Here is a 14,243-nt window from a genome sequence, read left to right as displayed (position 1 = left end):
GCAACGCATCGATTACCTCATCATCAGGTGGTCGTTTGTGCGTGTAGTAATAGACACTTCGATTTAGTCCTGCAACCTCACAAGCAAGTGCCACACTTACCCCAAACTGCTCAAGGAAATGTTTAACCCACGCTCTACGCCTGCTTGTGCTCACAGCTTTTTTGCAACGATTTCCTCAAGCATAGTGTGTTTCAGACTCAGTGTTGCAAACATATCCTTGAGCTTGCGATTTTCTTCTTCAAGTTCTTTTAGCCGCTTTACATCCGAGGCTTCCATACCGCCATATTTGGAGCGCCATTTATAAAATGTACTTTGTCCAATTCCGTGTTGTCGGCACAGATCTGGAACCGATACACCCGATTCAGCTTCTTTGATCATGGCAACAATTTGTGATTCGGTGAACTTGCTTTTTCTCATCGTAAAACTTCCTTCTTCTGTTAATGGAAATTCTACTCAAGAACTGTTGCAGTTTATGGGGGAGTTACACATCCACATCTGGAAACTCTCTGGAAACCTACACACTACCTAGCCTAGAAGGCTTTTCCAGAAAAAGTGAAAAATCGCAATTAAATTTGGACTTTTTAGGGGTCTGGAAAATGGATTTCCAGACCAGTGTGTGAATTATTGAGCTTGAAGTTTAGGTTTTACTTCATATTCGTAGACGTCTGAGATTTTGGGTAAGCTCAGTTGGCAAATGTTTTTTATGAGGTGTTAGCAGTATGGCCTCCCATTACTAGATATTATTCTTTCAGCATCCCGATCATATCTGTTGGCAACTTCACGTAACGTGGTAGCTAGTCGCTGGTATCCAGCATTTTCCACTGCCTCCGCTTTTACCCGGTAGTTTTCAGCAAGTGCTTTTTCCGGTTTAGCTTCAGGGTCAACAGCATGGAAACCGCGAGAGTTTAGTACACCAGTGCGGTACCCATCCCGCAAGCTGGATCTATCTCTATTATTCATTGCTTCTGCAATAGTATGGTGTATCCATAGACCATCTGGATCTTCAGGGGAGTGAACAAGTACATCGCCCAGCCGAATCAGTGCAATACTGTAATGTCCTGATACTTTAACCATCTCTTCCATTGCCGTTAACCATTCTGAGAATGCATCAGGGTTGAACACTCCATTTGCAAGAGTGCCTGGAACGGTACTCCACGTAGAGAGCAAACGATAAGCGTTGGCGGCAATATTGCGACTCTGCTCAGTTGACTCTGCTACATCGGCCTGATCAGTACCTTCTGCTCGATATATCAGCTGAATTAGTTTACAGAAAAAACTAGGGGTGGATGCTAATCTATTTTCTAAGGTAACTGGTGAGCCTTCGGAACGTCGGTCCAACATAGAAACATATGCCCATTCAACTTGAAAAAGCTTATCTTTGTTTGTGTCATCATTCTCTTGAAGGTATTTTATTATCTTAGTTATGCGATAACTATCGATTCTTCCTGCTTGATCCTCTGATTGCGCAAGCGCCAACAATGCCTCACAAGCAAGATCAAGATTAATATCCTTTTTATCAAAGAGGTTTCTCGACATACCATCTATAACAGCATTTGGTCGGCCATGTTCGAGCAGTTTTACGAATGCAAATTCGCTATCTTCATTAGATTGGTATATGTTAGCCCCTGTACTTCCCCAGTACTCGTACTCATTCTCGCCCAGTAACTGCTCAGCTCTATCCCATGCATCTCTATTGAAAGGTAAGGCGCAAAGTAGGCTGGATATCTGTACTGGCTTCCAATTTGACTTTTCTATATCATCAAACCATTGCCAACCGCCCATATACCTGCGACGCCATGCGTATGAGGCAGCAAGGGACCAGCTTTTCTGCTCAGTCATATTAAGCAGCTCAGGTAGCAGCTTTGCATCAAAATCTAGCCTATCGAAATCTGCAAGCGCCTCTCCCACTAAATGGGGATTTTTCACCTTTAATGAAAACTCAATCACTTTATCAATGCCGCCTTCTGTTAAAATTTCTTTTATGGCGGCTTTACGAACCTGAAATAGTTTCTGCTGTTCTTCATGAAAATCACCATCACCTTCATATAGATATGAATCTGAGTCTGAGAACAACCTCGTATGTAATAAGCTTGGAGTAGTTGGCGCAAGCTTGTTAGCAAGCTCTTCTAGTGATGCAAGAGATTCGTCCCCGAGTGACCATTCAGCCTCTTGGAAGCGACGATGATGTGCAATTAACTTGTTCAATTTACTCCAGATAGGCAGCCGCTCCTTTTCTTGTAAACTTAAACAATGGATCGATAATAGCTTGTCTTTCAGTAGTTCAGATGCAGGTGCTGGTAGGTGATCATATTTTCCTGCTAACAATGCAAGCTTCGAGGTATCGAAGTGTGCTTGCTCTACCATAAGTTCTGCACAGAACCGAGACAGTTCCCAATACTCACCATGCGTTGCTCCTTCTTTCCAGTCTTCAGGAAATATATTTCTCCAAACTGGTTTGTGGGTTCCTGAAGTTGTGGAATTTTGATTAGGCAATAAACTATCCAATAACTTCCATGCAACCTCTGGCTGTTCGACACATATTCTTCTCAACGCGGCTTGCCTTTTGTCAATAGAAGCCAATGTATGCGGCATCCACGGTAGAAAAATATCAGTTAATGAATTTCCTGGTCTATTTGCCCAACTGCCTCCTGGGTCATGTGAAGCTATCTCAGCTAAAACAACCGAGGCACGAAATAGGTACACTTCATCCCACGCAATCCCCTCAAGTGCCCAAAGTAAGCCTGTTATATAGTTTCTACCAAAAACACCTGAATCTTCCTGTGCAAATAAAGAATCAAATGGAGAAGGCGATGTTGTTATCGCCTTCTCTACAGCGGAAAGAAACTCGCTAGGGTGTGCTTCCGCAAGGTTAGGCAGTAAGTTGTTGAGGCTTCCCCAACGTAGCCAATCACTACTGTCAAAAAGCTCACGGATTGATAGTGCAGCGATATTATCAGCCTTACCTAAGCTGCAATTTGATAGTGAGGCATGCTGGTTACCAACTAGTGCTAGAGTTTCGGTTAACCCCAGCCGTAAATTATCTGAGTGAGGGAATGCATTGCTATGAATTGCTGCTGTGTAACGCTCATCATCTGATAAATTAAACGATGAATTGGTCACGCTAAGGACCGATATTGCAATGTCTTTTATTGTATCTAAATGGTCATCGAATATTCTCCCGCCTAAGTCTTGCCATGCTTGCAAACGTTCTTTGAAGCTCCAAAGACCATTTTTGTAAGCAACAGGAGTATCACTAACCTGAAGCGTTTCCCTCAGGTCAGTTATCCAGTCTACATATTTTTCACCAACCATCAGACTGACGACTTCAAGATCTGCATCATTGGATTCATTCCAACTACCAATTAGCATTGCTATGGCCAACTTTGAAGCTGAAGGATGCCGATTCCAGTCTGTACTGATTAGCTCATTTGTTGTTTCAGCGTTGCTTGCAGCCACTTCCTTGGCTAAGTTCTTAGGTATATGTGTAACTTCAGGTTCTTTAAAGTGCTCGACGAGATCTTCAGGTAGTGTTTCCACTGTGATTGTTCCCGCGTACTGATTGAAGTCTTGCACTTCACTAAGGATTTGGCACCAAATTTTATTTGGAATATCTTTGTTAAACTGGGAAATATGTGATTGCAGCAGAGACGAGACAACACTTCCCTTTTTCGCCAGATCGTAGCCTAGTAAGTGAAAGTGTCTAAAAAACTCATATAAGTCAGCACTTTTAACATCAAGACCGCCATTAGCGACTTTTAGTTGGGACTCAAAAGCAGCAAGCTTAGTCCTAACTGTATTTGAGCAAAATTTGGCACGGCCAACCTGAGTGAAAAACTCATCAGCATCTCGAGCATGTCGAGCTTGTTCCAATAGACCGTTAACTCCATCGGTATCTGTTGAGTTAATAGGCCCAGTGATCAGTGCAATGATATCCTTCCCTTTAGTAAAAACATCTATGTCGTTAAAGTCCCTCCAAGCTGCCTGAATCACCTCTGCAAAAAGTGTACTGTTAGCAGTGATAGAAATGGAGTTTTTAACTTGGCCGAGTAATTTACGGCGTTCATTGGTTACAGAGTTTTCAACAGATACAATCAAGTCATCGGTACGATATCCAGCAATTGCACCTTGTAGCTTAATCTCTACGATTGGCCAAGGGGGTAAACATGGAGCATAACCACCACTGAGCATTAGGGTGACAAATGTGGCTTGAATATTGGCTTCAAACCTTGGACCACCACTGCCAGTAGAAAATGGATTACTAAGCTGTTTGTCATCACCCGCCATGAGCCTATTTTTCCTTTTATTTTAGAGTGCAAAACCTTTAATCATTTAAGTTAGATCTGTAATTGAACTGCTCTTCATAAAGAGAGTAATATTCAACCTTAAGTTGGTACCTTTTTGTAAGTCGATCGAGAGTGTGGGAGAGATCTAACTCTGGTAAAAAGTGAAGCTCAAGCACACGTATTTTTTCATCTTTGGCGATATAGCTATCTGCAGATAAGCCAGAAGTATGCTGGTGTGCCTCATTTAGCTCTTTTTCAAAGTAATGGCGGATGTCTTTATCGAACTCTGCCCAACACATTTCTTGTCCATCGACTATAAATGTGAACTTGCCTACTTTTGCAGTTCCTAATCCTTTGTTTATGATGTCGTAATACACTGAATTATCCTCAGTATGAAGCCAATCACATAAACGAGGTGCAACCGAAATTCGGTTGTGCTGCCGTTGCGTTTTAAGAGTCCAGCATGTTAGAACAATTGCCCCCAGAGCTGTGAGTATAGTAATTGTTTGGGTTATAGCTTCCATTTTAGTCCGTTTCTTGTCTGTCTTGCTCGTTAGGTTCTTCTGCAATTTCTTCAAGAACGTTAAGAACCATTGTTAAGTCATCGCTGTAAATAGCTATGTAATTAGGTGTGTATACTTTCCTATTTTGGTTGGTACTTTGCTCAGCAACTTCGATGATTTTACCTTTCCATTTTTTCCAAAAAGGCTTGAACTGTTCGGGGTTTAATGGACCCAGCAGTTCTTCTTTTTTTGCTACAGGGCCATCTGAACTATCATCATGAAAAAAGCTGTCCGTTAGGTGTGATAAGCAGTAGTCTATAAAGTGTAGTGCATTACTCTCTTTTAGTTCTGGGTTAAAGCAAACATCGAACAGATACTCATTCATCTTGATAGCAATACCATGTTTATCCGCAGTACCAGTTTCATCATAAAAACCACATCCCACACCACTTCCATTTGGACGAAAACTATTGGCTAATTGATACAATACAAAATTAAGAATGGAGGAGCGCGTTACTGATACTCTTTCAGAAAGTTCGAGAGAACCTGTATAACCCTCTTCAGCTAGGAGATCTTTTCCTTTAAATTCATCATCAGGTACTTTTGCGATTTCAACAAAGAAATTGATCTCTCTATCTATATAATTTGTCTTAAATAAAGAAAATACTTTTTGGGATATTTTTCTCATTTCGAAGACTGTAAGCAGGTTAACAGAACCTGTAGTCTCTGCGGTATTGCTTTGATCTTTAATCAACGCCGAACTTAAGTTAAAGAACTGGCCTCCTCGATCTGCCGAACAATATAGTCTAAAAAGCATTAGATCCTTCCACCCTAAGGTTCTTTGCGGGTCAGTAATGAATTTTTCTATTATTCCTTTATCTTTATATTGCTTTACACCAAATATCCGTTGTGCGATTTCACTTCGTTCCAAATCACTACCTCTGAATCTATCATTTTGATTATCCCCCCATCCACATTGATTTAAAACGTGGATCAGAGACAGAACTAGTCGCTGTCTTAATTTATTTGGAGTATCGAAAAGTATTGAGGAGTTTTGTATGTGAGAGATTAATGTCGGTATAAGGTCATCGACTACTGTTCTATCAAGTTTTCCAGAATGAGAAACTAGCAAAGTCCAGAACTTATCGTATGCATCAATGCTATTAATCCGTTCTTCACTTTCTAATACTTCAGAAACCATAAGACCAGAAATTACCTCATCTACGGCTGCTTTATAGAGGATAAAAGTTTCTTTTGGCTCTGGTTTAACACAACGAATAATCAGCTTTAGAAACCTCTCCAAGTTTCTAAATTTACCTGAGTTAAAACACGCTCTTGAGTATCTGAATTCATCATCTAAACGGAAGTCTATGTTATCTTTTAGCTTTAAAGTGTCGACAGCAAACAGGTGTTGAAGAAGAAATTGTGCATTGTGTTCTTGCTCCTTAATAATTGTGTCGAATTGCTCTGAGTTTTGCCAGCTTTTTCCATCATTACCTTTTCTAACTGAAAAGTTACCTTGCGTGTCACATGTTTCTTCAAGATAAATGCGCCTAAACAAACCTGGGTAGTTTAAATGTAGTAAAATTAGGTTTATCAAATCTCGTTTATTAAAATCAGTCTCGGCTAAACTACTCGATTCCAGTTGCATTAATATCATGGTGTTTACAAGTCGTTTAAGCTTTCTAAAGCTCCCTACAAGAGGAAGGTATTCAGCTGCATGTTCGCTTTCAAGAATATCAGCTAGTTCAGTTAGCACTGAGCTAAGCTTCTCTTTTGTATCAGGTGGGATAAGCTCTAGGTTCTCACCACTTTGCCAGCCATATTGTAGATATTTGATTAGGTCTTTAGTGTCTACAAGCAAGTTTAGTTTTACAGTTATAAACTTTTCTAAAAACTCTCGAGCTTTGGACTTATCCTCTTGATCACCAATGAGAACTTCAGTGTCATAGCAAAGTACATAAGTCGCTTGTGAGAGTTTAAATGATTGTTTAGTTGCAAAAAGTACATTATTTACTGACTTCGGATCTAATCTATCTAAATCATCGATAACTATGATTATGTGTAAGCCTAATTGCTTTAACGCACTATCGATATCCTCTAGTAAATCATCAATACTTTCAGGTGTGTGCGATAAAGAAAGTTTTACACCGAATAGAGAGATGTTTGCTGTGCCTTTGACTAAGCGGGAATACCTGGATGCCGCGCTTGTTAATTCTGGGGCAAAAACTTTTTTTTGTATTGATGTGGTTATTTCGGTTATGAGTCTTTGTGTGATGTTATTTTCAGATGCATGTCGCAGAGGTTCAAATCGGCATATGACGAGCTTGCCTTCGTTGATGCTCTCTTTCCAATGACTTTCAGCCATATTGATTAAGCTGCTTTTACCAACTCCCCATGGGCCATCAACACCAAACACCAGACTGGTTGAAGAGCCACAAGAGATTACTTGGTCAGCAAAGTTTTTGACCTGCTCACCCATATCTAACAAATCATTGGCTCTATTCTCAATCGGCTCATCATCTACAAAAGTATTTGCAGTTTGCTGCTCTTCATCATTCAGTGTATTAACACTTCGAGTTGAAAAATAAAAAATGATTAAGAAGAAAAATAAAACACTAATAGCAACAAAGTGAGGAAGACTGTTGATATGTACGTGCACTATTTCGAGTTGTGGAAGTAATTTGTATTGAATCAGACCACCTAAAAGTAGCGTGAATAGCAGGTCATATCTCTTACTATTTATTAATGATTTTAAGTGGCTTTTTATCCCTCTTTTTTTAAAATATGGGACTAGGACTAAGATAATAATCAAGGCTGGGGTTAAGATAATCAGAGCTAGATAAACACATGTCGAATACTCGATGAGGTTAAATTTTTCAATGTATGAGCTTAACCAACGAAAGCAAGTTTCAACACCATTTTTTAATAACGGTCTTAATTCTGTCGAAGCCGGTCCTCCCAAAAAGTAGCCAAACGAAAAAGCTTCACCTATCAAAAAACCAATAATTAAGGCTTTTATATAAAGAAAGAAATTTGGCATTTGTATAGGGCTTTTTGAAGTCATTACTAATATTCCTTTGATTATACTTCTTAAACGCAGTTATAGAACTGATATGGGAATTTCGAAATGCATAGGCTTTCTATATTCTTCACAAATTACATCGATTTTTATCGAGGCATGACCTTGGCTCACTGGGACCAGCGAAATATCATCAAAAAGCTCGGATTGTGTGTGTAGAATTTTCTTACGCCGAATGATTATTTTGTTATCGTCGAAATCAATACCAGATAGCATCCCAGAAAGGCTTTTTGTGCGAAGCATTGATTTTTGAAATAAAACAGTTTCAGGAAGAGTGTAACTTTTTGCCATGAATTTAACAGGTTCGAGACTGGCCATCAGAAGCCCAAACTTTGATTTTTGCTCCATTTCATACTGGACTTTGGCCTCGCTCAAAGGGCATTCTGGGAAGGTGATGTTTGCTTCTTCGATGTGTTTTACATCGTTTTTATGAAATACACGGACGAGTTCGGGAAAATCAATCGAAACAATCACATCTGTTGCACTATGCTCTCCTAAATTTTCCACTCGGATATTTGGGGTTACGGTATGTCTCTGAGCTGAGAAGTATAGCTTTGCTTGTTCATTATACTCATCAATATCTTTTTGAGTAGGGAGTGCTTTATTGTACTTTGCGATCTTTTCATCAGTCATATAACTCAATAGATAATCTGGAACTTTGCTTTTTTCAATGGGTCTTCTACAACCAACATGATCATATAGATCTAATTTAGTCTCAATTTGTAGGATTGTATTGGGTAAGAATGATACATCTATTTTAGGAGTTTTATTTTGACTCGAAGGTGCGTGGTTGATTGTAAGAGATTTAACATCTCTCCCAACCAATATAGAATTTGGACTATTATTGGCAGATTGAGTGATAGAAGTACTAACTTTTGAAAACTGCTCTAGCATTGCTTTTAAAACGATATCTTTTGAAAGCCTATCACAGTACTCTTGCTCTGATTCGTTTGCTAGATAACCTTTTTCATTAAGCCTGTTCGCAATTTTTTCGGATGCAATATCATCAAAATGCCATTCTTTTAGCTTTTCTAAAGCTATTTCCTTGAGTTGGATTCCGGATATTAATAAACCATTTTTCACAAAATCATATGCGCAATTTCCTACAAGCGCACTAGTTATTACACTTCCTATATCCATTAATGTGCTTCGATTAATCTTTATTCTTAGTAACCTAAGACGATACCACCAGATGAGTTGGTGTGTCTATAATGTTCCTTTTTTGTTAGCGCCAGGCGGGTGGTTACTTCTTCAACAAATGAAGCTCACACTCTAAATCGGTTATTCTTTTAAGAAACTGATGGTTCGATAGTGCAAGAGCGTTGTGAGTAGCCGCCATTAGTGACATCTGTTCTTTGAGGCTAGCTACTTCATCGCGGTATTTTTCTTTTAACCGTTTTTCATTGGCAAGCTTCTCACGTAGCTTAGAGACATTCAGGATGAACGTCCGGAACGCAGGCTGAATTGGCAAAAAAGCTGGGGCAAGTTGCTCCAAAAGGTCGACCATGGAATTAACCTCTTGTCTTGATTAGCAAAAAGATCTTAAAACGGCATCTTGAAGCCCGATGTCTTGTAAAAGATACATTTGCCACAAAGGCGGTATGGCTTTTTTTAACCAATTTTAGAGCTTTTATTCACACTTGCTCAGATGAGGGTTATTATCAGATAAGTCTCTTTGCAAAAACCGCCAGAAAAAGGCCCTGTATAATGACCAATATGAGCACAGTTTCTGAACATACCTTGCTAACCATGAACTTTCAGGCGCTGCAATCTGCCTATGCCCGGGACCCTGCGCCCGACTATGCGCAACGTGTTGCTGTGCTCAAAAAGCTTAAACGTGCACTGGTCTCGCACGAACAACACATCTATCAGGCCTTGTCTCAGGATTACGGTTATCGCAGTCAATTCGATACTTTCTTTGCCGACATTATGCCCACCATTGCAGCCATTAATTATGCCATCAAACATCTGAAAAAATGGATGCAGCCCTCAAAACGCCATGCCGGGCTCATGCTTATGCCGTCGAAGGTGAAAGTACATTATCAGCCCTTAGGAGTGGTTGGCGTTGTAACCCCCTGGAATTTTCCCTTTTATCTTGCTCTGGGGCCAACTATACAGGCGCTGGCCGCCGGCAACCGGGTGATGATCAAGATGAGTGAGTTCACACCTCATGCAAATCAGGCATTAAAAAGCATTCTTGAAGATATCAGCGATCATGTACATTTGGTCGAAGGTGATGCACAAATTGGCGCGGCATTCACGGCTTTGCCATTCGACCATCTTATTTTTACAGGCTCAACCGAGGTAGGCAAACTGGTTGCCAAATCGGCCGCCGACAACCTGACACCTATTACACTGGAATTAGGAGGTAAATCTCCCACCATCATAGATCAGGATATCGATATAGGTGTTGCAGTCGATGCTTTGATAATGGGTAAGTCTATCAATTCCGGACAAATCTGCGTTGCCCCCGATTATATCTTTGTGCCTGCTACGCGCTTAGACGCTTTCATTGACACATTTATTGCACGCTATACCGAGTATCACCTTACGAGCAAAAACAGCAACAAACAGAGCCATATTATCTCCGACCGTCAGCTTACCCGGTTACTACATTTGCTGGATGATGCAAAATCAAAAGGTGCTAAAGTTCATGCCGTTAAAGCGCATGACCCAAGTGACAACAAGTGTGTTTATCCGCACCTGCTTACCAACGTCCGCGAAGATATGGCAGTGTTGCAAGAAGAGATTTTTGGCTCGCTACTGCCAGTGATGACCTACGATACACTGGATGAGGTTATTTCCTATATTAACGCCCGACCTCGCCCGCTGGCGCTATATATAATGTCAAATAACCGCTCCCTGACAGAGCGCCTGATAGCCAGCACCCACAGTGGGGGGATCAGTATCAATGATACCACCATGCATGTCGTCGCGGACGATGCGCCATTTGGCGGAATTGGTCACTCTGGTATGGGGCAATACCATGGTTATGAAGGGTTTTTAACCTTTTCAAAGGCCAAAACGGTGCTGTATTCCAGTAGCTGGTTGCCAAAAAATCGATTTGTACTCAAACACCGGGATTGGGTGTTTAAGGTACTACGTAAGTGGTTGCTCAGATAATCTGAGTCACCACCTTCTTCTTTCTTCATACTCGTTGTTAGTCCTTACCTGTAACTTGTTGTAATAGCCAAACGCTCACTCGGTAACTATTCTTTTACACCTCTCTGAGCGCAAGGAAAAAACAATGAGCAAGTTAACTGCAATCGCTACGCTGAGTGCGGCCAGTCTGCTGGTCTTAGTTGGCTGTAGCACCAATCGTCATACCACTCCTGCCGACCCTATCGACATTACCAAAGAACAAGGTGACGTGCCCAAGCGGGTATGGCTGGATCAGGGCTGGAGCGAAAAAGTCCGCGAAGATTTCTGGTTTACAGGCCAGGGGTCGCAGATCATTCCGTATACCTGGTTCGTATGGCTTGAACAAGCCGACAATGAACAGTTGTTTCGCCATGCTGACCATATGGAATTTCTGCGTTATCTGCCCAGCAAAGCCAGTGAACTGAATCCAGGTGGCTTACCTATAGGTTTTGCCCTGCACAGTAACCAAAAAACCGGCGAAAACTGGGTCGGTATGACCTGTGCTGCGTGCCATACCAGCCAGATCGATTACAAAGGCACTAAAATGTTGATCGAAGGTGCTCCCACGCTGGCAAACTTTGTGTTGTTTTTTGACCGCCTGGTTGCTGCACTGAACAAAACACTGAATGACGATGCCAAATTCAACCGTTTTGCACTCAATGTATTGGGGTCAAAATACAGCGACAGTAGCAAAGCGAGCCTAAAACAGCGATTACAACAGGTTGCACTGCAAACCGCACAACGACAAGCCGTAAATGCACTGCCGGAGGATTACCCGCAAGACTTTACCAGTTATGCCCGGTTAGATGCGTTTGGCAATATTCAAAACGCCGGTACCGCATTTGCGCTCAATGACCTGACCAATAAAAATACCCCGACTGGACCTGTGTCTTATCCCTTTTTATGGGGTACACATCAGTCAGATGTCGTACAGTGGAATGCCTCCGCCCCCAACACACCCATTGTTGGCCCGCTGGTACGTAACATTGGCGAAGTCGTTGGGGTGTTTGGCGAATTACAGATAGAAGAAGCGCCTTTCTGGCAACGTGTATGGGGTAAAAAGTTCCGTTACAGTTCAACGGTAGACATGATTGGGCTGGGTAATCTGGAGTCCTGGGTTAAAACCCTGCGTTCACCCCAGTGGCCACTTGAGCACCTGCCCGCCATAGATACGCAAAAAGCAGCCAAGGGGGGATTACTTTATAAACAAGCCTGTGCCAGTTGCCACCAGCTGATCCCCCGGGAAAAAGAGCATCTCAATTATATCGCAAACCAAACCCTGGTTTCTGAGCTGGGCACAGATCCGGTAACAGCCAATAACGCCTCGTGTCATATGGCGAAAACATTGATTCTGGAAGGCACCAAAGAACGCATTCTGATCGGCAGTAAGTTTCAGGCCATCGACAATGCTATCGATGTGCCTGTCAATGGTGTGGTTGGCTTAGTTTTAAAAGATTTACCCACGGCGCTGAAGGCGGGCAATATTCCCGAAAGAACCGGCACAGACGGGCAGAAAATCTCGGTCGTCAAAGAGCTGGAAAACCTCATCGTGCAACACCTGAAAGCACGGGGAAAACATGCCGATGCAGTGGAAACCGATTGTGTTGATGGCGTGCTTGATGGCGCCGTTTACAAGGGTCGTCCGCTCAATGGGATCTGGGCCACTGCGCCTTATCTGCATAATGGCTCAGTACCCAACCTATACGAATTGATGAAAAAACCCGAAGAGCGCGTCACTGAGTTTTGGGTCGGCAGTCGTGAATTCGACCCGGTCAATGTGGGCTATGTCACCACACAAGGACTGAACAAGTTCAGGGTAAAAGCCAGCAATGGCCAGATTATGCCCGGTAACTCCAATCTGGGCCACAGTTACGGCACTGAGTTTAGTGAAGAGGAAAAGTGGCAAATCATCGAGTTTATGAAAACGCTGTAGTGCGGATGGCGGCCTGCGTCGCTATGCAGCAGGCCATTTTATACAAAGTACCAACGATAAGGATCCGATATGTGTACTAACTTCAAAATTAAAACCACTTTTGACGACATCATAGTAGGGCGCAGTCAGGAATTTTCTCAGCTGCTGGGACGTTCGTTGATGTTTAGAAAAGCCGGCCACCAGTATGTTCAAAACCTATTTGATCCCGATGGCAAAGACTGCTTACCGAGCGAATGGGCAAAAGCACACTGCCAGTTTACTTGGGAAGGCGATTATGGCTTTGTAGCCATGCAGTCCTTAGACTTTGATCAGGTCGAGAAAGCGTACGATATTCACATCGCCGACTCAGTAAAAACGCCCATCGCCACAGATGGTATTAACACTGAAGGCTTGTATGTGGGCTGTCTGTTACAAAATGCTGCCGATTATCCTGCTGTAACCGATCCTGCCAAAGGTTTAGCAGTCACCAATTTAATCGATTACATTCTGAGTACCTGCCAGACATGTGAGGATGTAAAGGAAAGGCTAGCCCCTGATAACCCAGAGGGCGGCTGCCAACAAAGCAAACCGCAGGCACATGTGCAAGTCACAGACTCAACCCGGCATAAACTGTTTCATCAGCACTTTCCTGTCCACGACCGCTTTGGTAACAGCATTGTTGTTGAATTTATTAACGGACAGGTTCAGATCCACGAAAATAACCAGTACGGGGTATTAACCAATGACCCGGATTTTCAGTGGCATGTAACGAACCTAAAAAACTACGCCAATGTCACGCCGGTCTCGTCGCATCATTCAGAGCCTGGTAACTTAAAAGACATTGAAATAAAAAGCCAGGGTAACGGGTTTTCCTTATTGCCAGGTGGCCCGCTACCAACACACCGGTTTATCAGAGCTGCAATGATGGTCAACTATGCCAAACCGGTATCCAGCACAGATGAAGCAATTAATCTGGCTGCGCATATTTTAAATACCGTGGATATTCCTGTGGGCGTTATCCGAGAAATTCCTGAGGAAAAAACACTCAAGCCAGAACTCGATTACACTCAGTACATCACCTTATCGGACCTGAGCAACCAAAAGTTCTATGTGCGTTTGTATGATTCACCACAAGTGTATTCCGTTGACCTTAGCGAACTGGATCTCGATACGCTCAATGGCAAAACATTTGATATTCCCAGAAACATTCTGTCCACAGATCTGACAGAGCAGATCTCTGCAAGTAAAATCGCCAGCGCGCCGTTTCAGGCGGCCAGCTAACATCAGCTGCTAACAGAGTGGCCAACGGGCCACTCTGGTTG

9 protein-coding genes are annotated in these 14,243 nt (G+C 42.3%); 3 read left to right on the top strand and 6 right to left on the bottom strand.

The features are described 5' to 3' along the window. Positions 1-150 precede the first annotated feature (150 nt). From tnpA to ACXAH1_RS21045, 6 genes are all read right to left on the bottom strand, one after another. The gene (gene tnpA, locus ACXAH1_RS21070) at positions 151-417 is read right to left on the bottom strand and encodes an IS66 family insertion sequence element accessory protein TnpA (protein ID WP_475199391.1); all 267 of its coding nucleotides are present in this window, start codon (positions 415-417) and stop codon (positions 151-153) included. A gap of 294 nt (positions 418-711) precedes the next feature. Next, the gene (locus tag ACXAH1_RS21065; protein WP_475199389.1) at positions 712-4,284 is read right to left on the bottom strand and encodes a hypothetical protein; all 3,573 of its coding nucleotides are present in this window, start codon (positions 4,282-4,284) and stop codon (positions 712-714) included. Positions 4,285-4,321: 37 nt separating this feature from the next. After that, entirely contained in the window at positions 4,322-4,807 is a 486-nt protein-coding gene (locus ACXAH1_RS21060) for a hypothetical protein (RefSeq protein WP_475199387.1), read from the bottom strand. Position 4,808: 1 nt separating this feature from the next. Continuing rightward, positions 4,809-7,853, bottom strand: a complete 3,045-nt coding sequence (locus ACXAH1_RS21055; protein ID WP_475199385.1) for a P-loop NTPase fold protein — start codon at positions 7,851-7,853, stop codon at positions 4,809-4,811. Positions 7,854-7,889: 36 nt separating this feature from the next. Further along, a complete protein-coding gene (locus tag ACXAH1_RS21050; protein ID WP_475199383.1) occupies positions 7,890-9,008 on the bottom strand; it encodes a hypothetical protein in 1,119 nt (372 codons plus the stop codon). A 103-nt stretch (positions 9,009-9,111) separates the two neighbouring features. Continuing rightward, on the bottom strand, positions 9,112-9,375 hold the full coding sequence (locus tag ACXAH1_RS21045) for a hypothetical protein (RefSeq protein ID WP_475199381.1): 264 nt from the start codon (positions 9,373-9,375) through the stop codon (positions 9,112-9,114). 209 nt (positions 9,376-9,584) lie between these two features. Between ACXAH1_RS21045 and ACXAH1_RS21040 the strand changes: the two genes are divergently transcribed. The 3 genes from ACXAH1_RS21040 (at position 9,585) to ACXAH1_RS21030 (ending at position 14,202) form a co-directional block, all read left to right on the top strand. After that, positions 9,585-10,991 carry a coniferyl aldehyde dehydrogenase gene (locus ACXAH1_RS21040; RefSeq protein ID WP_475199380.1) on the top strand — a complete coding sequence of 469 codons (1,407 nt, stop codon included), beginning with the start codon at positions 9,585-9,587 and terminating at the stop codon, positions 10,989-10,991. A 124-nt stretch (positions 10,992-11,115) separates the two neighbouring features. After that, positions 11,116-12,942 carry a di-heme-cytochrome C peroxidase gene (locus tag ACXAH1_RS21035; protein WP_475199378.1) on the top strand — a complete coding sequence of 609 codons (1,827 nt, stop codon included), beginning with the start codon at positions 11,116-11,118 and terminating at the stop codon, positions 12,940-12,942. A gap of 69 nt (positions 12,943-13,011) precedes the next feature. Then, a complete protein-coding gene (locus ACXAH1_RS21030; RefSeq protein ID WP_475199375.1) occupies positions 13,012-14,202 on the top strand; it encodes a linear amide C-N hydrolase in 1,191 nt (396 codons plus the stop codon). The last annotated feature ends 41 nt before the right edge of the window (positions 14,203-14,243 follow it).

It is taken from the genome of Pseudoalteromonas sp. AWH4_217 (genome assembly GCF_056161105.1).
Note: the sequence above shows the minus strand (reverse complement) of the source record. Positions and strands in the feature narration are given on the sequence as shown.

Coding starts and splice junctions, on each gene's coding strand:
- ACXAH1_RS21045 (WP_475199381.1), bottom strand. CDS start 9,375: ATGGTCGACCTTTTGGAGCAACTTGCCCCAGCTTTTTTGCCAATTCAG.
- ACXAH1_RS21040 (WP_475199380.1), top strand. CDS start 9,585: ATGAGCACAGTTTCTGAACATACCTTGCTAACCATGAACTTTCAGGCG.
- ACXAH1_RS21050 (WP_475199383.1), bottom strand. CDS start 9,008: ATGGATATAGGAAGTGTAATAACTAGTGCGCTTGTAGGAAATTGCGCA.
- ACXAH1_RS21030 (WP_475199375.1), top strand. CDS start 13,012: ATGTGTACTAACTTCAAAATTAAAACCACTTTTGACGACATCATAGTA.
- tnpA (WP_475199391.1), bottom strand. CDS start 417: ATGAGAAAAAGCAAGTTCACCGAATCACAAATTGTTGCCATGATCAAA.
- ACXAH1_RS21060 (WP_475199387.1), bottom strand. CDS start 4,807: ATGGAAGCTATAACCCAAACAATTACTATACTCACAGCTCTGGGGGCA.
- ACXAH1_RS21035 (WP_475199378.1), top strand. CDS start 11,116: ATGAGCAAGTTAACTGCAATCGCTACGCTGAGTGCGGCCAGTCTGCTG.
- ACXAH1_RS21055 (WP_475199385.1), bottom strand. CDS start 7,853: ATGACTTCAAAAAGCCCTATACAAATGCCAAATTTCTTTCTTTATATA.
- ACXAH1_RS21065 (WP_475199389.1), bottom strand. CDS start 4,284: ATGGCGGGTGATGACAAACAGCTTAGTAATCCATTTTCTACTGGCAGT.